Below are 21820 nucleotides of genomic sequence, written 5' to 3'. Positions count from 1 at the left end.
TCAACGAATCGCAAGGATTGCACGGGATATGGACGAATCAATTGTGGCGCTGTCGGCCGTCGAGGCGCGACGCATGATCGGCAGCCGCGAGCTCTCGCCGGTCGAGTTGCTCGACGCCTGCATTGCGCGCATCGAGGCATTGAACCCGGCCGTCAATGCGATCGCGGCAACCGACTTCGAGCGCGCGCGCGAAGCCGCGCGCGTCGCCGAGCAGGCCGTGGTGCGCGGCGACGCGCTCGGTGCGCTGCATGGCCTGCCGATCGGCATCAAGGATCTCGAGGAAACGGCAGGCCTCTTGACCACCTACGGCTCGCCGCTTTATCGCGCGCATGTGCCGCAGCACGACCATGTGCTCGTCGCGCGTTTGCGGGCGGCGGGCGCGATCGTCGCCGCGAAGACCAATGTGCCCGAGTTCGGCGCGGGTGCGAACACGCGCAACGTCGTATGGGGTGCGACCGGCAATCCGTTCGATCCGTTGCTGAACGCGGGCGGCTCGTCGGGCGGTTCGGCCGTCGCGCTCGCCACCGACATGCTGCCGCTGTGCACCGGTTCGGACACGGGCGGATCGCTGCGCATTCCTGCCGCGCTGTGCGGCGTGGTCGGCCTTCGTCCGTCGCCGGGGCTCGTGCCGAACGATCGTCTGCCGCTCGGCTGGACGCCGCTGACCGTGGTCGGCCCGATGGGCCGCAACGTTGCCGACACGCGGCTGCAACTCGCTGCGACCGTCGGCTTCGAGCCGAGCGATCCGTTGAGCGTGGCGAGCGACAAGGCCGCGTTTGCGCAGTTCAAGCCCGTCGACATCGCAACCTTGCGCGTCGCTTATACGGAAGACTTCGGCGTGGCCGCTGTCGATAACACAATGCGCGCGACCTTCCGCGCGAAGATCGAGGCGCTGTCGCGCGACGTGAAAGTGTGCGAACCGCTCGAGCTCGACATGGGTGAAGCGGACCGCTGCTTCGACATCATGCGGGCGCAGAATTTCGTGGCCGGCTTCCGGGAGATCTACGAGCGCGACCCCGACTCGCTCGGATCGAACACGCGCACGAACTACGAGATGGGCCGCGCAATGTCGCTGGCCGATGTCGTGTGGGCGCACGCGGAGCAGACCCGACTGTTCCGCCGCTTCCAGCGCGTGTTCGACCGCTACGACGTGATCGTGTCGCCGACCACGCCGGTCACGACGTTCCCGTGGTCGCAGGTCTATCTCGCCGAAATGAACGGCAAGCCGCTCGCGAACTACTACCGCTGGCTCGCGCTGACCTATCTGGTCACGCTCGCGACGAACCCCGCGATCTCGCTGCCGTGCGGCACCGATTACGCGGGCATGCCGTTTGGACTGCAGGTAGTCGGCGCGTATCGCGGCGATGCGAGGCTGCTCGATATCGCGCAGTCGCTCGAAACGCTGTGGGAACGCGATGCGGCGCGCCGCCGGCCGCGTCCCGATCTCGCGAAGCTGGCGCGACCGGTGCCGGAGCTGAAGTCGATCGTGGCAGCGGCCCCCGCCGTGTGACGCCGGGGGATGGGTATTCGCGCGACGATCACCTACACTCCTTGACGTGCCTGTGCACGCCAAGGAGTTCGCTGTGGCTCAATCCGCTCTATTCAAACCGGCGCAGGTCCGCAACGTGCATCTGGCGAACCGGATCGTGATCGCGCCGATGTGCCAGTACTCGGCCGAAGACGGCTGCATGAACGACTGGCATCTGATTCACCTCGGGCAGCTCGCGCTATCGGGCGCCGCGCTGCTGACAATCGAAGCGACCGCGGTGGTGCCGGAAGGCCGTATCACGTATGGCGACCTCGGTCTCTACGACGATGCGTGCGAAGCCGCAATGCGCGATACGCTCGCGCATATCCGGCGCTGGTCGACTATGCCGATCGGCGTGCAGCTCGATCATGCGGGGCGCAAGGCGTCGACCGAAGTGCCGTGGGCCGGCAGGCTGCAGTTCGCGCCGGGCCAGCCGAACGGCTGGCAGACCGAGGCGCCGTCGGCGATACGGTTCGATGAGCGCGATCATCCGCCGGTCGCGCTCGACCGCGACGGACTCGCACGCGTGCGCGAGGCATTCGCCGCGGCCGCACGGCGCGCCGCGCGACTCGATCTCGACCTCGTCCAGCTGCATTGCGCGCACGGCTATCTGCTGCATCAATTCCTGTCGCCGCTTTCGAATCAACGCACCGACGAATACGGTGGCTCGCTCGAAAACCGTATGCGTTTCCCGCTCGAAGTATTCGATGCGGTACGCGCCGCCTTTCCGCAAGAGCGGCCCGTCAGTGTGCGCGTGTCGGCTACCGACTGGGTCGAAGGCGGCTGGGATCTCGAGCAGACCATCGCCTTCGCGAAGGCCATCGAAGCGCGCGGCTGCGATGCGATACACGTGTCGAGCGGCGGCCTGCATCCGGCGCAGAAGATTCCCGTGTCTCCCGGCTACCAGGTGCCGCTTGCGCGCGCGGTAAAGGCGGCCGTCCGTATGCCGGTCGTCGCGGTGGGCTTGATCAGCAGCGCCGAACATGCGGAAAGCATCGTCGCGAACGGCGACGCCGATATGATCGCGCTCGCGCGCACGGTGCTATACGATCCGCGCTGGCCGTGGCATGCGGCCGCGGAGCTGGGCGCGCAGGTGCGTGCGCCGAAGCAGTATCTGCGCGCCCAGCCGGGTCGCTTCAAGTCGCTGTTCGGCGACGCGCGCATCGTGCGCCCCGAGCCGATCTGGACCGAAGCCGACGAGTGCCTGCTCAGCATCGAAGACGAATAAGTGGCCCGAATCGAGCGGCCCGAATCGAGCGGCGCGAATCGAGCAGCGCGAATCGAGCAGCGCGAATCGAGCAGCGCGAATCGAGCAGCGCGAATCGAGCAGCGCGAATCGAGCGGCCCGAAGCAGGCGGCTCGATGCAGTATTTGGACGTGCGGTACGCCTGACACATAAAACGCCGCAAAAAATGCCGGGTGTGCGCGGTGATCTTTTTTCCACGCAGCAAGGAATCATGCAAGCGGTGCGTAGTCGAATCGTAGCGCGTGCGGCCGGGCCGGCCGCACGCAGGCTTGATGAATCGACGAACCAGTATGGAACACCTGTTTTTGACGCGCGCACGCGCAATAGAAAAGATTATGGTGCGCCGGCGCATTGTCTCCGATGCGCTCGACGACCGGCATGTCGCCAATGCGGACATCTTGCGCGCGGAGCGTGCCGAACTCGAGCGCCTGCTGCTCGACGTGCGCGTGGGGCGTGCAACCGAGTTCGTGCTTCAGGATGACGCCGCCGCGCTGCATTGCTTCGTGATGCCGGACTGAGCGCAGCGCTCCGGCAACGTCAGCGTGTCGTGCGCGGCATGCACGAGCCCCTGCGCGTTCACCGCGTCGTCCATGGTCGCGCAACGCATGCGCCATTGGTGCGGTGTCGCGCCTTCCTGGCGGCCGAATACGGTCGTGAAGTGCGACTGCGTCCGGAAGCCCACGTTCAGCGCAACGTCGATCATGCTCATCTGGGTCGACGCGAGCAGCGCCTTCGCGCGCTCGATACGCCGCCGCATCACGAAAAGACGCGGTGACGCGCCAACCGCCGCGCGAAAGCGCGCGGCGAAATAAGTCGGCGAGAGCCCGACCGCCTGCGCCAGTTGCTGCAACGAAATCGGCTGGTCGAGATGGTTGTCGATATACGCAACCGTGCGTTGCAGGCGCCAGCTTTCGAGCGCGGGAGTCCGGCCGGATTCCGGCTGGCCGGAGTCGGCCGGTTGCAGCGCGATGCCGAGCGCGCGCGCGGCGATTGCGCGCGCCACCGCGTCCACGCATGCGCGGCTTGCCAGGTCCGGACTATCGAGCGCTTCGACGAGCACGTGCATCAGTTGCCGGATCACGCTATCGCGCATGAAGGGGAAGCACGCGTGGTGCGCCTGCTGCGTGCGCATCGCGAGCGCAGAGTCGGGACATTGCGCGACATACTGGGCCGACAGGTAGATATGGAGGAAATCGGCCGGCGCATGCGCGCGATAGTCGATCTGCGTCGCGGGCGCGGTCACTTGCACCATGCCGCGATCGATCGGACCGTCGTGCAGCACATCGCCATTCGACGAGAGGCGCATGAGCGTCGGACGCAGCGCGAGCGCGATCACGTAATAGCCTGGCGGGCCGACCGCGTCGCCTTCGCCTTCGGAGCAGGTGGTCCAGCGCGCCAGCACGATCGCGCGCTCGCCATGCGGCGCGGGATCGTCGGCGCGTTCCTGCGGCATGCGGCGCCAGCTCGCCTCGTGACGAAGCAGCGTGCGCGGCCGGGCCGGCGGCATCAACGGCGTGCGCACGCCGCTGCCGGCTGCGGCAAGGTTCGACGGCTCTACGGTCAAGGATATGAACGACGACATCGCGGATCACCTCGTCATGGAGGACGGAACTACGAGCAGGTCGTGTCGGATGCAGCCGGGCACGGGGAGGGGCCGCGTCGCCGAGACGAGCGCGAGGCCCACGAAAAAAACCAGACGCCTCGAACATATCGTTGGTCGGGCGCAGTGAACATCGTACGGTGGTGTCCAATGAGCAAATCACCGTCTGCGGTACCTATACGAAGGTATGCCCCGAGGTGGGTTCGCGCACGCGTATCGATCGCGACTAGCCGTTCTTCGCGTCGAAGCGTTCGGCTAACGCCTTGAGGCCGTCTTCGTAGATGCGCTGAAAAAGCTGCGTCGCTGCTTCGTCGGTCACGCCGGCCGGCGTGAAATGGCCGGACCAGATCACCTGCGACGTGCCGCCATGCGCGCCTGGGGTGCCTGTCGTGTCGACGCCGGCCGCGACCACGCGCAAGGTCGAGACATAGCCGGTGACCGGAAACGGCGCCTGCAGAATCGAATAGCTATAGCTGCGTGCCGCGTCATCGAACGCTTCGAGCCGCTCGACGATCGGTTCGCCATTGGGATTCGCGAGGCGCCGCACGCGTCCGCCTTCGGTCAGTTCGCTGCTCGGGATGTACGGCAGCCAGTCCGGCAACGAGCCGAACCCGCCGATCAGTTGCCACACGCGCTCGGCCGGCGCCGCAATCTCGATGCTCGCTAAAGCTTGTGCCATGATGCGCTCCTTGTACGCTGTCTGTTCAGGTGACGGCAGGGTAAGTTGGCGCATCGCGCGTGTCCAAGACATAATAGGGATGACTTCAGTCCTTTATCGTCTCGATCCTCATCCGCTCCATCGTCCCGATCCGATGCTCGACCTTCGCCAACTCCACTATTTCGTCGCCGTCGCGGAAGACGAACATGTCGGGCGCGCCGCGGAGCGCCTGCATATTTCGCAGTCGCCGTTGAGCCGGCAGATCGCGCAACTGGAGGAACGGCTCGGTCTGGTGCTCTTCGAACGTTCGCAGCAACGCATCCGCCTGACGCGCGATGGCCGCACCTTCCTCGAAGAAACAAAGGCATTCTTGCGCCACGCGAACCGGCTCGAATCGCTCGGCAAACGTCTTGGTCGCGGCGATGAAGGCGGCCTGTGCATCGGCTACGTCGAGAACGCGATGCATTCGGGCGTGCTGCCGCAAGCGCTGCGCGCATTGCGCGTGACGCGGCCCAATGTGCATATCGCGCTGTATAACTACCAATCCGCAGAACAATTGGAAGGGCTGCGCGAACGCAGCCTCGATATCGCGCTCGTGCGCGATCCGCCCCAGAACGATGCGGATCTCGACACCGCGCTCGTGCTCAGCGATCCGATGCTGCTTGCCATACCGGAAGACCATCCGTTGGCACGCAATGCGTCGCCGGCGCGCGGCGATCTCGCCGCACAAAAATGGATCGGTGTGCTGCGGAACGAACATGCATCGCGTCACGACGATTTCATTGAAGCATGCGCGCGAGCCGGATTCAAACCCGACATCACGATGGAAGCCACCGAACCGCTGGGGGCAATGGGGCTCGTCGCGGCAGGGCTCGGCATGACAATGATCCAGCAGAGTCTGCGCGATCAGGCGCCTGCCGGCGTCGTGCTGCGCGAGCTTGCGTGGTTCACCTATCACACGCCGCTTTGGGCCGCATGGCATCGAATCAATCTGCGGCCGCTCGTCGAGCATTTCAGAAAAACACTGCTTGAAGCGCAAGTGGTCGAGCACTTGTAACGCCGCTTGCGTATTCGACAAGAACGTCGAAAGATGGCTTGCCGGTCGTTCACGTCGTTTGCTTGAATGCCGGTAGCGGCAGGCAGGTTGGTCTACGGCAACGGCAGGCACATCCCGGAGCGATCGACATGAAGATCCTGATTGTTTTGACTTCGCACGACAAGCTGGGCGACACCGGCAAGAAAACCGGTTTCTGGCTCGAAGAACTCGCGGCACCCTATTACGTATTCAAGGACGCAGGCGCGGAGCTGACGCTTGCCTCGGTAAAGGGCGGCCAGCCGCCGCTCGATCCCAAAAGCAACGAACCCGAGTTTCAAACCGATCTGACCCGCCGCTTCGAGAAAGACACGGAAGCGACGCACACACTCGCGAACACGCACAAGCTCTCGACCCTGTCGATGGATGACTTCGACGCGGTGTTCTACCCCGGCGGACATGGCCCGATGTGGGACCTCGCCGAAGATAAGGACTCGGCCGCGTTGATCGAGCGCGCGATCGCCACCGACAAGCCCGTGACGGCCGTGTGTCACGCACCGTGCGCTTTTAAAAACGTCAAGGGCAAGGACGGCAAGCCATTCGTTGCGGGCCGCCCGGTAACGGGCTTTTCGAACAGCGAGGAAGAGGCCGTGCAACTGACCCGGGTCGTGCCGTTTCTCGTCGAAGACATGCTGAAGGAAAAGGGCGGCAAGTATTCGAAGGGGCCGGACTGGGCGCCTTATGTACTCGTCGATGGTCTGTTGATAACGGGACAGAATCCGGCCTCTTCGGGTCCCGCTGCAAAAGAACTCCTCAAGCAGTTCAAGCGCTGAGTGCGCCGGCACCGCATCGTTTGACAATCGAATCAGAGAGAAGAGAGGGCCGTTGCGACGGATCGTGGATCGATCACGCGCAGCGGCTTTTCCTATTGATGGCATGCGTCGTTGCAGCGCGCGCCGCTGCGTGATTTGTCTAACCCCTTTGGCGCACGATCGCTCACGAAAGAGTAAGCTTTCATTCAATGCCATGTTCGCGGCCTCGGCGTTTGCGTGTCGGCCCGGCATCCCGCTCGATATCCCACGCTTTAATCCTGAATTCAAACGAGGCTCCTTGTATGAAAGCATCGGATCTGTTCGTCAAGTCGCTGGAAGCGGAAGGCGTCGAATACGTGTTCGGCATTCCCGGAGAAGAAAATCTGGATCTGCTCGAATCGTTGCGCCGTTCGCGCATCAAGCTGATTCTGACGCGCCACGAGCAGGCGGCGGGATTTATGGCGGCAACCTATGGCCGTTTGACGGGCCGCACGGGCGTCTGTATTTCGACGCTCGGGCCGGGCGCGACCAACTTCGTCACCGCGGCCGCGTATGCGCAGCTAGGCGGCATGCCGATGCTGATGGTCACCGGGCAGAAGCCGATCAAGTCGAGCAAGCAGGGGCATTTCCAGATTGTCGACGTCGTGCGCATGATGGAGCCGCTCACGAAATACACGCGCCAGATCGTGTCGATCGGCAATATTCCGGCGTCGGTGCGCGAAGCGTTCCGCCGCGCCGAAGAGGAGCGCCCCGGCGCCACGCATCTGGAATTGCCCGAAGACGTTGCGCATGAGGAAGGCGACGGCAAGCCGATTCCGAAGAGCTACAGCCGCCGGCCGGTGGTCGAGGAAAAGGCGGTCGAGCGCGCGGTCGAAGCGGTCGCCGCGGCGCGGCATCCGCTATTGATGATCGGCGCGGGCGGCAACCGCAAGACCACCTGCAACATGCTGCGCGAATTCGTCGATCAGGTCGGCATTCCGTTCTTTACGACGCAAATGGGCAAGGGCGTGATCGACGAATCGCATCCGATGTGGCTCGGCAATGCGACCTTGTCCGACGGCGACTTCGTGCACCGCGCGATCGATCACGCGGACTGCATCATCAATGTCGGCCACGATGTGATCGAAAAGCCGCCGTTCTTTATGCGCGGCGCGGATGCCGGCGACAAGACCGTGATTCATGTGAATTTTCTCGGCGCCGAAGTGGATGCCGTGTATTTCCCGCAAATCGAAGTGGTCGGCGATATCGCGAACGCGGTGTGGCAATTGAAGGAAGCGCTCAAGGGGCGCGGCGAGCATTGGGACTTCGCGCGCTTCACCGAGATCAAGACACACTTCGACGCGCATCTCGCGAAGGGCCAGCACGACGAGCGTTTTCCGATGTACCCGGTGCGCATCGTCAACGACGTCTACGAGACGATGCCGCAGGACGGCATCATCTGTCTCGACAACGGCATGTACAAGATCTGGTTCGCACGCTACTACCGCGCGCACGAACCGAATGCGCTGCTGCTCGACAACGCGCTCGCGTCGATGGGCGCGGGGCTGCCGTCGGCGATCGCCACCAGGATCGTGCATCCGGAGCGCAAGGTAATGGCCGTCTGCGGCGACGGCGGCTTCATGATGAATTCGCAGGAACTCGAAACAGCGGTGCGTTTGAAGCTCGATCTCGTCGTGCTGATTTTGCGCGACGACGCATTCGGCATGATTCGCTGGAAGCAGGAAAACATGAATTTTCCGGACTATGGGATGACGCTCTCGAATCCGGATTTCGTCGACTACGCGAAGAGCTATGGCGCGCACGGGCATCGCATCACGTCGGCGGCCGAGTTCGCGCCGCTCGTGCGCGATTGTTTCGCGACACCGGGCGTCCATGTCATCGATCTGCCGATCGACTACTCTGACAACGAGCGCGTGCTGAATCGCGAGATCAAGCGGCTGTCGGCACAGCTTTGAGAGAGGCCGCGCGCGCGGTGGCCGAGCGCGGCACTGCGCCGCCAGCCGGCGACCGGCCTGCGGCACGCCTATTGCTTGGCCCGATCGGAATGACAGGCGTTCTCAAGGAGACGTGTGATGCTGAAAAAAACGTACCCGTACTACCTCGCGAACGAACCGGTCGCCGCGAACACGGATCTCGCCGTGACCGACAAATTCACCGGCGAAGTGGCGACGCGCGTCGCGCTCGCCGATGCGAAGGCCATCGATACGGCGATCGGCCGCGCCGCCGACGCGATGCCGGCGATGCGCGCGTTTGCGCCGTTCAAACGGCAAGCGGTGCTCGAACACTGCGTCAAGCGCTTTCGCGAGCGCTACGACGAACTCGCGATGGCGCTCTGCATCGAAGCCGGCAAGCCGATCAACGACTCGCGCGGCGAAGTCACGCGGCTGATCGATACCTTCAAGGTCGCGGCCGAAGAAGCCGTGCGCATCGACGGCGAAGTGATCAATCTGGAAATCTCGCCGCGTGCGAAGGGCTATCACGGCTACGTAAAGCGCGTGCCGATCGGGCCATGCTCGTTTATCTCGCCGTTCAACTTTCCGCTGAATCTGGCCGCGCATAAGGTCGCGCCCGGAATCGCAGCGGGCGTGCCGTTCGTGATGAAGCCGGCCAGCCGCACACCGGTCGGCGCGCTGATTATCGGCGAAGTGCTCGCGGAAACGGATCTGCCGAAGGGCGCGTTTTCGATTCTGCCCGCGCACCGCGATGGCGCCGACCTGTTTACGACCGACGAACGTTTCAAATTGCTTTCGTTCACGGGCTCGCCGGCGGTCGGCTGGGATCTGAAGGCAAAAGCGGGCAAGAAGAAAGTCATTCTGGAACTGGGCGGCAATGCGGCGGCGATCGTCGACAACGACCAGCGCGACAAGCTCGACTACGTGGTCGACCGGCTCGCATTCGGCGCGTTCTATCAATCGGGACAAAGCTGCATCGGCGTGCAGCGCATCCTCGCGCACGCCGAGATTTACGACGCCTTGCGCGAAAAATTGATCGCTAAAACGAAGTCGTTGAAGATGGGCGATCCGAAGGACGAACAGACTTTCGTCGGGCCGATGATCTCCGAATCCGAGGCAAAGCGCCTCGCCGGCTGGATGGAAAGCGCGGTGAAGGCCGGGGCGAAGATCGTCGCGGGCGGAAAGGTGGAGGGCGCGAACTTCGAAGCGACACTGCTCGAAAACGTCGGGCGCGAGACGGACCTCTATCGCAAGGAAGCGTTCGGGCCAGTCGCGATTCTCGAGCGTTTCGAGCAGTACAGCGAAGCACTGGCGACCGTCAACGACAGCGACTTCGGCTTGCAGGCGGGCGTGTTCACCGATTCGCTCGCGCATGCGCACGAGGCGTGGGATGAACTCGAGGTGGGCGGTGTAGTGATCAACGATGTGCCGTCGTTCAGAGTCGACAATATGCCGTACGGCGGCGTGAAGGACTCGGGCCTCGGCCGCGAGGGCATCCGCTACGCGATCGAGGATATGACCGAATTGCGGCTGATGGTCATGCGCGAGACGTGGCGCAAGTAACGGGTGTCGGGTTCAATCGGCGGCGCAAGGCCGCTGGTGTCGAGCGGGCGGCGCGGTGTGCGGTAACGCCACACCGCGTGGGCATCACGCGAGGCTGGTAGAATCACGCGTCATTTTTGCAGGACACAGTATGGGTTTCGAACAACTGGCCGGGTTGAAGAAGCAACTCGAGCAGCAGGCGCGTCAACAAAGGCAGCAAAAGGCTGCGGAAAGAGCGGCGGAAAAATCCGCGGATGGCTCGACGCATCGACCGCGCAAAGACGGCGAAGGCCGTGGCCGCGCGGCGGATCAGCACGGCGACGCGGGACAGGCCGGTGGCGGTCAAGCCGCCGCCCAACCCGGCAACCCGCCGGCGGGCCAGCCCGCTGGCGCGCAGAAGCACGCGCGGCACGGCGATGCGCGCAGCCGGCAGCAGGGGCGGCCGCAGCGCGGCGAAGGGCGCGGCGAAGGGCGCGGAGAAGCACGCGGAGAAGCACGTGGCGGGCAGCAAGCCGGTCAACACGCGGGCCACGAGGCGCGCCAGCACGCCGGGCATCAGCCCGGAAATCAGGCGGAGGCGCGCAACCGCCAGAAAAGCAGGCCGCCGCAGGAGCCGGTCGATCCGGTCGTGCACGCAATCGGCAAATTGCAGAAGCGTTTTCCGGCTGCCTTCCCGAAAAAGCCGGCGCCGAAACTGCCGCTGAAAATCGGCATTCTTCAGGATCTGTTGCCGCATGCGCAGGAACTCGCGCTGAACGAAGCCGAAATCCGCGAAGCGATCGCCACATGGTGCCGCGGCAGCCGCTATTGGGCGTGCCTGACCGAAGGCGCAGCGCGCGTGGATCTGAACGGCGAGCCGGCGGGCCAGGTGAGTTCGCGCGATACCGCGTTCGCGCGCAGCTTGCAGCGTGGCGGCCCGCGTCGACCGCGCCATGCCGAAGGCGCGGCGCAAACGTCGGATAAGCCGCAGGAGCAGGCGGCAGCGGGCGACGTGCAAGCGCCCGCGCATTCGCAAGCTGCGGATAATGCGCAAGCGGCCGAAGCATCGCAAGCGGTTTCGCAAGCCGCCGGCGAAATCGAAGCCGCCGCCCAACCAGCCACTGAAAGCGAGGCTTCGTCGACCTCGACCAAAGCCGCAACCGAATAGCGGCTAAATAGCGGCTGGATAAAAGCGAAATAAATCCGGAATAAAAAGCAAAAAGGAATAAAAGCACAGCGAGCGCTGTAATCGGAACAAGGGCGTCGTGCGGCGTCCTCTGTTTTTACGCCAGTTTCCGCTCAGTTTCCGCTCAACGGAGGCCCTCGCTGATGAACGCTCCCGCATTCCAGTCCCCCGCTTTTTTTGACGATCCGTACCAGTACTACGAAGTACTGCGCGAGCAAGGGCCGCTCGTCGCGTTGACGTCGGACGGCAAGCGTTTCGCGACCGCGCGCTATGGGGTCGTCACCGCCTTGCTCGACGACCGCCGCATGGGCCGCCGTTACATGCCGGGCGTCGTGCGCCGCTACGGTGAAGAACGTGCGTCGCAGCCGACCTTCCAGGCGCTCAGCCGCATGTTCATCACGATGGATCCGCCCGAACATACGCCGTTGCGCGCATTGCTGATGCAGGCGTTCAACGCGCGCCAGGTCGAGCGGTTGCGCGCGGTCGCGCGCGCGACGGCTGAACGGCTCATCAACGAACTGCCGCACGACAAGCCTTTCGATCTCGTCAGCGCCTACGCGTTGCCGCTGCCCGTGCAGGTGATTGCCGGCGTGCTCGGTCTGCCGTTCGAGGAAGCCGCTGCGATCGGGCTGAAGATGGAGCGTTTTGCGAAAGCGTTCGAAACGATCGCGATGGACGAGCCGACGCTCGCCGCGGCAAACGAGGCGACGCTCGAACTCGAGCAGTACTTCCACGGTGTGCTCGAAGCGCGCCGCAGGCAGCCGGGCAACGACCTTGTGTCGATGCTGATCTCGGTCGAAGCGGAAGGCAGACGGCTGACTGACGACGAGATCGTGTCGAATGTGCTGCTGCTCTTTTTTGCCGGGCACGAAACCACGTCGAATATGATCGGCAATGCGGTAGTGAGCTTGCATCGGTATCCGCAGCAGTTGCAGAAGTTGCGCGAGCAACCACAACTGCTGCAAAAGGCGATTATCGAGTGCATGCGCTACGAGAGCTCGGTGCAAACGGCGCTGCGCACGACGCTCGAAGACGGCGTCGAAATCGAAGGCGTCGCCTTGCCGCGCGGTTCGATCGTCACGCTGATGCTGGGCGGCGCCAATCGCGATCCCGCGCAATTTCACGACCCGAACCAGCTGATTCTCGAGCGCACGGAAAACGACCGGCGCATCCTGTCGTTCGGCGGCGGCCTGCACTATTGCCTCGGCGCACGCCTTGCGCAGCTCGAGCTGCATATCGCGCTCGAAACGCTGCTCACGCGCCTGCCGGATTTGCGCGTGCTGAATCTGCACGATCTGCACTGGCGGCATAACAATACTTTGCGCGGCGTCGAAGCGCTCTGGTGCGAGCACCCCGCCACGATGGCGCGCGCGGTCGCATAAGCCGCCCTTTCAGCGAGGCGACAACGTAGCGGCAGAAGGGCCATGCCGCTACGGCGGTGCTTTGCCGCGATCGCCGTCGCGATTTCTTGCGCAATGCTAAGCTGGCGCTGCGCCGCGCTCTTGCCGCTGCCGCTCTTTTTGCCGCTGCATGTTGCTGCATGTTGCTGCATGCTGCATGTTGCCGTTGCAACGCGTGCGCGGTGAAGCGTGACCACCACGCATTTGCACAGGATTCGCGACCCCCATGAAAAAACTATTCCTGATCGCCGTCTTCGCCACCTCCTTCGTTTTTTCCGGCAGCGCCTCCGCGCAGATCGACGACAAATCCGACCCGCAGACGCTGATCAAAACTGTCACGCAGCAGGTGCTCGACGAAGTGCGCCAGCAGTCGATCGATCCGAACGACATCCCGCGCATCATGGATATCGTGAACCGGGACATCCTGCCGTACATCGATTTCCGCTATACGACGCAACTGGCGATCGGCCGTTACTGGCGTACCGCGACGCCCGAACAGCAGCAAACGCTCGTGCGTCAGTTCCAGATGCTGCTGATCCACCTCTATGCGGGGGCGCTCGCGCAATTGCGCCCGGATCAGAAAATGGAGTACCCGCCGATGCGGATCTCGCCGAGCGATACGGACACCGTCGTACGCACCATTGCGGTGACAAACGCTCAACCGGTCGAAATCGACTACCGGTTGCACAAGACGCCCGAAGGCTGGCGCGTCTACGATCTGAACGTGGTCGGCGCGTGGCTTGTGCAGACGTATCGGCAGCAGTTCGGCGAGAAGATCGCGCAAAGCGGTATCGATGGACTCATCCAGTTCCTGACCGAGCGCAATCAGCAGCTCGCTTCTGGCAAGCAGCAGTGAAAGCGTGTAAGCACGCAATAAGCTGGCAATAAGCTGGCAATAAGCAGGTGAATAAGCAGGTGAATAAGCCGGTACGCGCAGCATAGGGAGGGCAGAATGCATCACGCGGCGCGGAAAAGTCGCAATTTTTGAGCGGGCGCTGGAAGGCTTTGCGTCGTACGGAATAGAAACGGTGGCTCGAATGTTTCCGGAGCAGGCTTTTATGCCAGGAGATCCTTGCCATGTTCCGCAATCGTTTATCGTCTTTCCGCGTCTTTGCCGTGGTGGCCGCCGCCTGTCTGGCGGCCGGTTCGGCGCCCGCGCAATCCGCTGTTTCGATGTCCTCGTCGCTTACGCCGCTGAACGCGAAGCCGTTCACGTCCACGACCGCGACCGGCGTTCAGGTCTATATGTGCGAGTACGACGGCTCGCACCATCTCACGTGGCTCTTCAAAAACCCGCAGGCAACGCTATACGACCCCGTCGGGCGAGCGGTGTTTCAACACGACGCGGGGCCGTCATGGCAGGCGCAAGACGGCAGCCGTATCGTCGGCCACCCGATCGCCCAGATGGCCAGTGCGTCGGCGGGCAGCATTCCGCAACTGCTGCTCGAAACGAAGAGCGACGATAAGAGCGGCGATAAAAGTGGAGAGCTGTCGGACGTGCGCTACGTGCAGCGACTGAACACAGTGGGCGGCAGCGCGCCGGCCCAGATGTGCACGGCCGAACATCAGGTTGCTTACTCGCCGTATTTTGCGAACTACGTGTTCTGGAAATGAGCTGGAAATGAGCTGGAAACGAGCTGGAAACGAGCTGGAAACGAGCCGGGACGAGCTGGAAGCGGGCGCTGCGTGTAGTGCGGCCGCCGCGGGTCACACGCGAAGACGGCCGCATCGGTGCTGCTCAGGACTGTGTGCGTTTCGCAAGCAGCGACCGCACTCCCGACGGCGTGAGCCGCTCGCGTTCGAGCAGCAGCCGCTTTGCCGAATCCGCGATAATCACGACGCCGCCGGCCAGTATGACGGTGTCCTTGATAATCAGCCGGCCGTGTTCGGATAGAAACGGAAAACCGTGCTGCGCATCGCCGAGCGCGGGCACCCACGTCTGCGGTGTCGTTATCAGGAACGACAGGGTGACGAACGGCGTGAGAAACGACAACACCCCGCCGAGCAGCCCAAGATTGCGCGATACAAAGTTCGACAGCACGAGCAGGCCGATGATGATTTCGAGCGTGCCGAGGCCACGCGAGAAGCCGTACGTATGATTGGCCTGCTGCCATTTGCGCTGCTCGGGCACGAGCTGGCCTTCCTTCGTCATATGCTGCGCGTACTCTTTCGGATGCGCGTAGAAGAACGCCATGACGGGACTTTGCGCGACGAGCGGCGTAATGCTGTCCGCTTCGTACGGAACGAACTTTAGCGCGCCGATCCACAGAAAGACGATCGCAATGGCGATGCGGACGAGATTCGCGCCAAGGCCTTCACCACGGCTCGCGACTCGCAAAAAGTCGGTATAGAGGTTCATGACTGTGTTTCACCAGAAAAGTCGGAGAAGGCCGCACGAGCGGCCCGCATGGCTTGATCATTGCCCGAAATAGACCGGCTTCATGCCGTCGTTGCCCGGTTGCGCGAAGCGGTTGCCGGACGCCGATGTGCCCGCGGTGTCGGCGCCATCACCCGAGCTGTCGTGAGACTGCGCGTGCACGACCGGCTGCGTCGCATTGACGCGTGCCGCTGCCTGTTGCAATGCGTTGGGATAGTGCGCGTCTTCGCCGATCGACTGGTCGTATCCGGCTGCGCGCAATTGCGCGAGTTCGGCGCGCACCTGGGCACGCGTCAGTTCGCCGGCTTGCGCGACGTTCGAAGCAGTACCCGCCCCCGCGGAAATGACAAGTGCAGCCGCGGCGATAAGGGGCGTGGCGAATCGGATCTTCATTGTGTTCTCCTGTTGAGGTGGTGTGTAACGCGTGGCCATCGGCGATGGCGTACGTCCACTCCAGGAGGGAACATGTAGCGGCTTGCAGTCCGGATGGATCAAACACATGCTCGTTCGGATCAGGCTGCGCAGAGCCTGCACACAGTCTGTATTGGCAGCAAGCGCCGCTTTTCTGGCACGATTCGCTGGCACGATCCGCCGTGCCATACCCTTTGCAAAGCGAGGCTTTGCACCCATTTACCGAGACAAGGAAGCATTGCCGGTATCACGACGCAGCGCTTTCCCGGCACCGGAAACACACCTCTCGCCTCGCTGTTTGAAAAGAACTCATCGCCAGGGCTGCGCGATCCGGAATGTGATCGACATCGTTGGATGGGTGAAATCATGCTTCGTCATTTTGTGGATTCAATCTCCCGATGGTTCTTGAGCGCATCGCTTGAAGGTCGCGAGGAATACCTCGCGCAGGCAAAGACGATCGACGAGCTCGAGCGCCGCATGCGGGACACGGACCGATGGCTCGGGCCCTGACTCAGCTCCCGCCTGCGTAATAAACGCACGCCTTGGGCCCTCGTGCGATATCGGCGAAAGGCCCAGGTATCGAAAGGCCTGGGGCGCTCATGGTTATGACCCTCGAAGACATGACCCTCGAAGACCATAAAACCGTATCGACATAAAGGGATCCTGATAAAGCCTAAACTAGGATTGATGCGGTACGGAACATGCATCACACGATGCTGAAGGTACGCACAGAGATTCAGACGGAGAGTACACATGGCAGACACGATGACCGAACTCGACCCCTTCGTAAACCGCCAGTACCAACATGGTTTTGTGTCGGACGTGCAGGCCGATTCGCTGCCGCCCGGACTGGACGAGGACGTGATCCGCGCCATATCGGCGCGCAAGGGCGAACCGGAGTTTCTGCTCGAATGGCGCCTCGCGGCCTATCGCCACTGGTTGACGATGACCGAGCCGCAATGGGCGACAGTGCGGCGCGAGCCGATCGATTACCAGTCGATCGTCTATTACTCGGCGCCCAAGGCACGCAATAACGGGCCGAAAAGCCTCGACGAAGTCGATCCCGAGCTGTTGCGCACCTACGAGCGGCTAGGTGTGCCGCTCAAGGAACGCGAAATGCTCGCGGGTGTGGCGGTCGACGCGGTGTTCGATAGCGTCTCGGTCGCCACGACGTTCCGCGAAAAGCTTTCCGCACTCGGCATTATCTTCTGTTCGTTTTCGGATGCAGTGCGCCATCACCCGGATCTCGTGCAGCGATATCTGGGGTCCGTCGTGCCGCACAAGGATAACTTCTTCGCGGCGCTGAATTCGGCGGTGTTCAGCGACGGCTCGTTTGTCTACGTGCCGTCGGGTGTGCGCTGCCCGATGGAACTGTCGACCTACTTCCGCATCAATGCGCAAAACACCGGTCAGTTCGAGCGCACGTTGATCATCGCGGACAAGGGCGCGCAAGTCAGTTACCTCGAAGGCTGCACGGCGCCGATGCGCGATGAAAATCAGCTGCATGCGGCGGTGGTGGAGCTTGTCGCGCTCGACGACGCGCAGATCCGCTATTCGACGGTGCAGAACTGGTATCCGGGCGACGAGAACGGGCGCGGCGGCATCTACAACTTCGTGACGAAGCGCGGCGACTGCCGCGGAAAAAATTCGAAGATCTCGTGGACGCAGGTCGAAACCGGCTCGGCCATTACATGGAAATACCCGAGCGTGATTCTGCGCGGCGATCACTCGATCGGCGAGTTCTACTCGGTCGCGCTGACCAACAACCTGCAGCAAGCGGATACCGGCACGAAGATGATTCATATCGGCGCGAATACGCGCAGCACGATCGTGTCGAAAGGGATTTCCGCAGGCCGCGGCAGCAATGCCTATCGCGGTCTCGTGCGCATTGCGCGCTCGGCGGAGGGCGCGCGCAACTTCACGCAATGCGATTCGCTGCTGATGGGCGACCGCTGCAGCGCGCATACGTTTCCGTATATCGAAGTGAAGAATCCGACTGCGAAGGTCGAGCACGAAGCCTCGACATCGCGCGTTGGCGAAGACCAGCTGTTCTACTGCATGCAGCGCGGACTATCGGCGGAAGATGCCGTGTCGATGATCGTCAATGGGTTCTGTAAGGAAGTGTTCGACCAGCTGCCCATGGAGTTTGCGGTCGAAGCGCAGAAGCTGCTGGGCATCAGCCTCGAAGGCAGCGTCGGCTAACAGAGGAAGTGACGGTCACAGCGAAAGAACAGCAAGGAGCATTCAATCATGCTGAAAATCAGAAATCTGCGTGCAAGCGTTGAAGGCAAGGACATTTTGCGTGGCATCGACCTCGATGTGAAGCCGGGCGAAGTGCACGCGATCATGGGGCCGAACGGCTCGGGCAAAAGCACGCTCGCGAATGTGCTGGCTGGCCGCGACCAGTTCGAGGTGACGGGCGGCGAGGTATCGTGGCTCGGCTCGAATCTGCTCGAGCTTGCGCCGGAAGAGCGCGCTCGCGAAGGGATCTTTCTCGCGTTCCAGTATCCGGTGGAAATTCCCGGTGTGAGCAATGTCTATTTGTTGCGCGCAGCGCTGAATGCGCAACGCCGGCATCGTGGCGAACCGGAACTCGACGCGATCGACTTTCTGGAGTTGCTGCGCGGCAAGATGGATGTGATGCAGATGAACGACGATCTGCTGCATCGGGCGGTGAACGAAGGCTTTTCCGGCGGCGAAAAGAAGCGCAACGAGATTCTGCAAATGGCGGTGCTCGAACCGAAGCTCGCGATTCTCGACGAAACCGATTCGGGACTCGATATCGATGCGCTGCAACTCGTGGCGAAAGGCGTCAACGCGATGCGCAGCCCCGAGCGAGCGATCGTGCTGGTCACGCACTATCAGCGTCTGCTCGACTACATCGTGCCCGATTATGTGCACGTGCTGTCGCAAGGCAGAATCGTGCGGTCCGGTACGCGCGAACTGGCGCTCGAACTCGAACAACGCGGTTATGGCTGGCTCGTGCAGGATTCCGGAGAAGACGAGTCTTCGCGGCATGCTTCGCAGGTGATGGTATGAAAAGCGAATCCCTCGACCATCTGACGCAGGTGTTTGCGGCGCTTGCGCCGACGCTGCCGGGTGCGGCGCTGCCGTGGATGAACGAGCGGCGTTTGCGGGCATTCGAGCAGTTTCGCGTGCAGGGTTTTCCGACGCGTGCCGACGAAGCGTGGAAGTACACGAATCTCGACGTATTGAACGGCAAGCTGCTGGGCGTTGCCCCGGCTCTCGATCCTCAAGCGCCTCGAACGAGCCTTGAACAGCTCGTCAATGCGCATGCGCTGGAAGGCGTGCACCGGCTGGTATTTGTGAACGGCGCGTGGTCCGAGCAGCAGTCCGACGTCAGGGGGCTGCCGCCAGGTGTGTTTATCGGCAGCCTCGCGAGCGCGCTCGAACAGATTCCCGAGCAAATCCGCGTGCAGCTGGAGCGTGGCGGCGAGCCCGATGGAATGACTGCGTTTAACGCAGCATTCGCGCGCGACGGCTTCGTTATGCTGATCCCGCCGCATACGGCGTTGGACAAGCCGCTGCACGTGCTCTTTATCGGCGGCGGCGAAAGCGATCTGACCGTTCAGCCCTTGAACCTGATCGTCGCAGGCGCGCATGCGCACTGCGCGGTCGTCGAACAGTATGTCGGCGCGCAGGATAACGGGTACTACACGAACGCGGTGACGCACATCCATGCGGATGAGAACGCGGACGTGCAGCACTACCGTGTGCAGCAGGAAGCACCGGGCGCCGTTCATACCGGAACGGTGCTTGCCGAGCAACGCAGCGCGAGCCGCTTCTCGTCCTATGCGTTTTCATTCGGCGCCGCGCTCGCCCGCTCGACGATTACCGCGAAGCTCGCAGGACCGGGCACGCACACGACGCTCGATGGTCTTTACGTCGGCAGCGGCAAGCAGCATCTCGACCACTACACGATGATCGACCATGCACACCCGCAATGCTCGAGCCGCGAGACGTACCGTGGTGTGCTCGACGGCGCCGCGCACGGCGTATTCAACGGACGCATCGTCGTGCGTCAGGATGCGCAGAAGACCGATGCCGATCAGGCCAATCACAACCTGCTGCTGTCGCGCAAGGCGGAAGTCGATACGAAGCCTCAACTCGAGATCTTCGCCGACGACGTGCGCTGCACGCACGGCACGACGGTCGGACAGCTCGACGAAACACAACTGTTCTATCTGCGCGCGCGCGGCATCGACGAACGGGCCGCGCGTGCGCTGTTGACCTTCGCCTTTGCGCGCGACGTGATCGACCGCGTGGCGATCGACGCGTTGAAAGCGCGTCTTGAAGCCACATTGCTGACGCGTATGGCCGATGCACCGGTCGACGCAAAGGATGCCTGAAGGACTCACAAGGACGCTAAAGAGGGCGCATGCATATGAAACGCATCGATCTGGAACGTGAAGACCTCGTGCGCGTGTGGCGGCGCGATTTTCCGATTCTCGACACCCGTCCGAACGGAAAGCCGCTCGTCTATCTCGACAATGCGGCGACGACGCAGAAGCCGCATTGCGTGATCGAGACAGAATCGAACTATTACCGCCACACCAATTCGAACGTGCATCGCGGCGTGCACTGGCTTGCCGAACGTGCAACCGAAGCGTATGAGCGCTCGCGCGCGACGGTCGCGGAGTTCATCAATGCGGCGCAGACGTCGGAAATCGTCTTCGTGCGCGGCACGACCGAAGCGATCAATCTGGTGGCAAACAGCTTCGCGCGGCCGCGTTTGCAGGCTGGCGACGAGATCGTGATCTCCTCGATCGAACATCATTCGAATATCGTGCCGTGGCAGCTTGCGTGCGAGCAGACGGGCGCGATGCTGAAGGTCGTACCGGTCGACGACACCGGCACGCTCGATGTCGAAGCGTTTGAAGCGCTGCTGGGTCCGCGCACGAAACTCGTTGCACTTGCACACGTGTCGAACGCATTGGGCACGGTCAATCCGGTCAGGAGGTTGATCGACACCGCACATGAGCGCGGCATTCCCGTGCTGCTCGACGGTGCACAGGCGGTCGCGCATATGCCCGTGGACGTGCGGTCGCTCGATTGCGATTTCTACGCGTTTTCAGGCCATAAGCTGTATGGCCCGACCGGCATCGGCGTGCTTTACGGCAAGGCCAAGTGGCTCGACGCAATGCCGCCGTGGCAGGGCGGAGGCGACATGATCCGCACTGTCTCGTTCGAGAAGACCACGTACAACGAACTACCGTGGAAGTTTGAGGCAGGCACGCCGAATATTGCCGGCGCCATTGCGCTTGCGGCGGCCATCGACTATATCCGCACGCTCGGTTTTGACGCAATCGCGGCATGCGAGCATGCTCTGCTCGCGCATGCGACCGGCGAATTGCAGCGTGTCGACGGCGTGCGGCTGATCGGCACGGCGGCGCAGAAATCCGGCATTCTGTCTTTTGTCGTCGAGGGAATTCATGCGCACGACGTCGGCTCGATTCTGAGCGATGCCGGTATTGCGGTACGCGCGGGCCACCATTGCGCGATGCCGGCCATGGCGCGCTTCGACGTGCCGGCTACGGTGCGCGCTTCGCTGGCGCTTTACAACACGCACGAGGAAATCGACGCACTGGTGAATGGACTTGCGCGCGTAAAGGAGCTGTTTCGATCATGAGCGATATTCGCGAGCTGTATCAGGAAGTGATCTTCGATCACTACCGCCGGCCGCACAACCGGCATGATGTCGATCATGCAAGCCACACGGCCATCGGCTATAACGCGCTGTGCGGCGATCGCGTCAAACTGGCGTTACGCGTCGAGAACGGTATCGTGACCGAGGTCGGATTCGACGGCGAGGGCTGTGCGATCGCGACTGCATCGGCGTCGATGATGACCGATCTCGTCAAGGGCAAAACGCTTGAAGAAGCGGAGCAGCTCATCGAGCGCTTTCAGGGCATGGTGACGAGCGATCACGCAGCCGCGCAGGGCGATACCGAGGGCCTCGGCAAAACGCGGGTGCTCGCCGGTGTGCGCGAATTTCCGGCGCGCGTGAAATGCGCGACGCTCGCGTGGCACACGCTATCGGCCGCGCTGCACGGCCGCAAGGAGCATGAGGAATGA

At 62.8% G+C, this 21820-nt stretch carries 22 protein-coding genes; 17 read left to right on the top strand and 5 right to left on the bottom strand.

Annotated features, from left to right (window positions below; all coding sequences use genetic code 11):
• Positions 1-28 precede the first annotated feature (28 nt).
• The 3 genes from ACYPXD_RS20765 (at position 29) to ACYPXD_RS20755 (ending at position 3292) form a co-directional block, all read left to right on the top strand.
• Positions 29-1510 (top strand): amidase, encoded by a 1482-nt coding sequence (locus tag ACYPXD_RS20765; protein ID WP_459715288.1) that lies wholly within the window; start codon positions 29-31, stop codon positions 1508-1510.
• Between the two features lie 73 nt (positions 1511-1583).
• Positions 1584-2756: an NADH:flavin oxidoreductase/NADH oxidase gene (locus tag ACYPXD_RS20760; protein ID WP_459715285.1), complete on the top strand. Its 1173-nt coding sequence runs from the start codon at positions 1584-1586 to the stop codon at positions 2754-2756.
• 308 nt (positions 2757-3064) lie between these two features.
• A complete protein-coding gene (locus ACYPXD_RS20755; protein ID WP_459715283.1) occupies positions 3065-3292 on the top strand; it encodes a hypothetical protein in 228 nt (75 codons plus the stop codon).
• On the opposite strand, the gene ACYPXD_RS20750 is transcribed toward ACYPXD_RS20755, so the two are convergent.
• Together ACYPXD_RS20750 and ACYPXD_RS20745 are read right to left on the bottom strand one after the other, a co-directional pair.
• A complete protein-coding gene (locus tag ACYPXD_RS20750; protein WP_459715281.1) occupies positions 3247-4356 on the bottom strand; it encodes a helix-turn-helix transcriptional regulator in 1110 nt (369 codons plus the stop codon). The genes ACYPXD_RS20755 and ACYPXD_RS20750 overlap by 46 nt on opposite strands.
• A 244-nt stretch (positions 4357-4600) precedes the next feature.
• A complete protein-coding gene (locus ACYPXD_RS20745; RefSeq protein ID WP_459715278.1) occupies positions 4601-5053 on the bottom strand; it encodes an SRPBCC family protein in 453 nt (150 codons plus the stop codon).
• Positions 5054-5186: 133 nt separating this feature from the next.
• Between ACYPXD_RS20745 and ACYPXD_RS20740 the strand changes: the two genes are divergently transcribed.
• The 4 genes from ACYPXD_RS20740 (at position 5187) to ACYPXD_RS20725 (ending at position 10392) form a co-directional block, all read left to right on the top strand.
• A complete protein-coding gene (locus ACYPXD_RS20740) occupies positions 5187-6089 on the top strand; it encodes a LysR family transcriptional regulator (protein ID WP_459715791.1) in 903 nt (300 codons plus the stop codon).
• A gap of 128 nt (positions 6090-6217) precedes the next feature.
• Entirely contained in the window at positions 6218-6898 is a 681-nt protein-coding gene (locus tag ACYPXD_RS20735; RefSeq protein WP_459715276.1) for a type 1 glutamine amidotransferase domain-containing protein, read from the top strand.
• Positions 6899-7179: 281 nt separating this feature from the next.
• On the top strand, positions 7180-8832 hold the full coding sequence (locus ACYPXD_RS20730) for an acetolactate synthase large subunit (RefSeq protein ID WP_459715274.1): 1653 nt from the start codon (positions 7180-7182) through the stop codon (positions 8830-8832).
• Positions 8833-8949: 117 nt separating this feature from the next.
• Positions 8950-10392: an aldehyde dehydrogenase family protein gene (locus ACYPXD_RS20725; protein ID WP_459715271.1), complete on the top strand. Its 1443-nt coding sequence runs from the start codon at positions 8950-8952 to the stop codon at positions 10390-10392.
• 103 nt (positions 10393-10495) lie between these two features.
• On the opposite strand, the gene ACYPXD_RS20720 is transcribed toward ACYPXD_RS20725, so the two are convergent.
• Positions 10496-11107 (bottom strand): hypothetical protein, encoded by a 612-nt coding sequence (locus ACYPXD_RS20720; protein WP_459715811.1) that lies wholly within the window; start codon positions 11105-11107, stop codon positions 10496-10498.
• On the opposite strand from ACYPXD_RS20720, the gene ACYPXD_RS20715 reads away from it, so the two are divergent.
• The 4 genes from ACYPXD_RS20715 to ACYPXD_RS20700 all read left to right on the top strand — a co-directional run bounded on the left by ACYPXD_RS20715 (position 11000) and on the right by ACYPXD_RS20700 (position 14550).
• Entirely contained in the window at positions 11000-11518 is a 519-nt protein-coding gene (locus ACYPXD_RS20715) for a ProQ/FinO family protein (protein WP_459715269.1), read from the top strand. The genes ACYPXD_RS20720 and ACYPXD_RS20715 overlap by 108 nt on opposite strands.
• 161 nt (positions 11519-11679) lie before the next feature.
• Positions 11680-12918, top strand: a complete 1239-nt coding sequence (locus tag ACYPXD_RS20710) for a cytochrome P450 (RefSeq protein ID WP_459715266.1) — start codon at positions 11680-11682, stop codon at positions 12916-12918.
• Positions 12919-13162: 244 nt separating this feature from the next.
• A complete protein-coding gene (locus ACYPXD_RS20705) occupies positions 13163-13792 on the top strand; it encodes an MlaC/ttg2D family ABC transporter substrate-binding protein (protein ID WP_459715264.1) in 630 nt (209 codons plus the stop codon).
• Between the two features lie 221 nt (positions 13793-14013).
• Positions 14014-14550 carry a DUF3455 domain-containing protein gene (locus ACYPXD_RS20700; RefSeq protein WP_459715262.1) on the top strand — a complete coding sequence of 179 codons (537 nt, stop codon included), beginning with the start codon at positions 14014-14016 and terminating at the stop codon, positions 14548-14550.
• A 124-nt stretch (positions 14551-14674) separates the two neighbouring features.
• Here the strand turns inward: ACYPXD_RS20700 and rclC are convergent, their stop codons facing one another.
• Both rclC and ACYPXD_RS20690 read right to left on the bottom strand, forming a co-directional pair.
• Entirely contained in the window at positions 14675-15295 is a 621-nt protein-coding gene (gene rclC / locus ACYPXD_RS20695) for a reactive chlorine resistance membrane protein RclC (protein ID WP_459715258.1), read from the bottom strand.
• Positions 15296-15352: 57 nt separating this feature from the next.
• The gene (locus ACYPXD_RS20690) at positions 15353-15706 is read right to left on the bottom strand and encodes a DUF4148 domain-containing protein (RefSeq protein ID WP_459715256.1); all 354 of its coding nucleotides are present in this window, start codon (positions 15704-15706) and stop codon (positions 15353-15355) included.
• Between the two features lie 93 nt (positions 15707-15799).
• Here ACYPXD_RS20690 and ACYPXD_RS20685 point away from each other — a divergent pair, with 93 nt between their 5' ends.
• From ACYPXD_RS20685 to sufU, 6 genes are all read left to right on the top strand, one after another.
• Positions 15800-16234, top strand: coding sequence for a hypothetical protein (locus ACYPXD_RS20685; protein WP_459715253.1), 435 nt, complete (start codon positions 15800-15802; stop codon positions 16232-16234).
• A 243-nt stretch (positions 16235-16477) separates the two neighbouring features.
• Positions 16478-17926, top strand: coding sequence for a Fe-S cluster assembly protein SufB (sufB, locus tag ACYPXD_RS20680; protein ID WP_459715250.1), 1449 nt, complete (start codon positions 16478-16480; stop codon positions 17924-17926).
• Positions 17927-17974: 48 nt separating this feature from the next.
• Positions 17975-18763: a Fe-S cluster assembly ATPase SufC gene (gene sufC, locus ACYPXD_RS20675; RefSeq protein WP_459715247.1), complete on the top strand. Its 789-nt coding sequence runs from the start codon at positions 17975-17977 to the stop codon at positions 18761-18763.
• Complete coding sequence (sufD, locus tag ACYPXD_RS20670) at positions 18760-20094, top strand: Fe-S cluster assembly protein SufD (RefSeq protein ID WP_459715245.1); 1335 nt, start codon at positions 18760-18762, stop codon at positions 20092-20094. The genes sufC and sufD overlap by 4 nt, the downstream gene beginning before the upstream one ends.
• 35 nt (positions 20095-20129) lie before the next feature.
• Positions 20130-21374 (top strand): SufS family cysteine desulfurase, encoded by a 1245-nt coding sequence (locus tag ACYPXD_RS20665; protein WP_459715243.1) that lies wholly within the window; start codon positions 20130-20132, stop codon positions 21372-21374.
• Positions 21371-21820 (top strand): Fe-S cluster assembly sulfur transfer protein SufU, encoded by a 450-nt coding sequence (gene sufU, locus ACYPXD_RS20660; protein ID WP_459715240.1) that lies wholly within the window; start codon positions 21371-21373, stop codon positions 21818-21820. Before ACYPXD_RS20665 ends, sufU begins: the two co-directional genes overlap by 4 nt.

It is taken from the genome of Paraburkholderia sp. 2C (genome assembly GCF_054589215.1).
The sequence above is the reverse complement of the archived record's forward strand: the minus strand, read 5'-3'. Positions and strand labels throughout refer to the sequence as shown.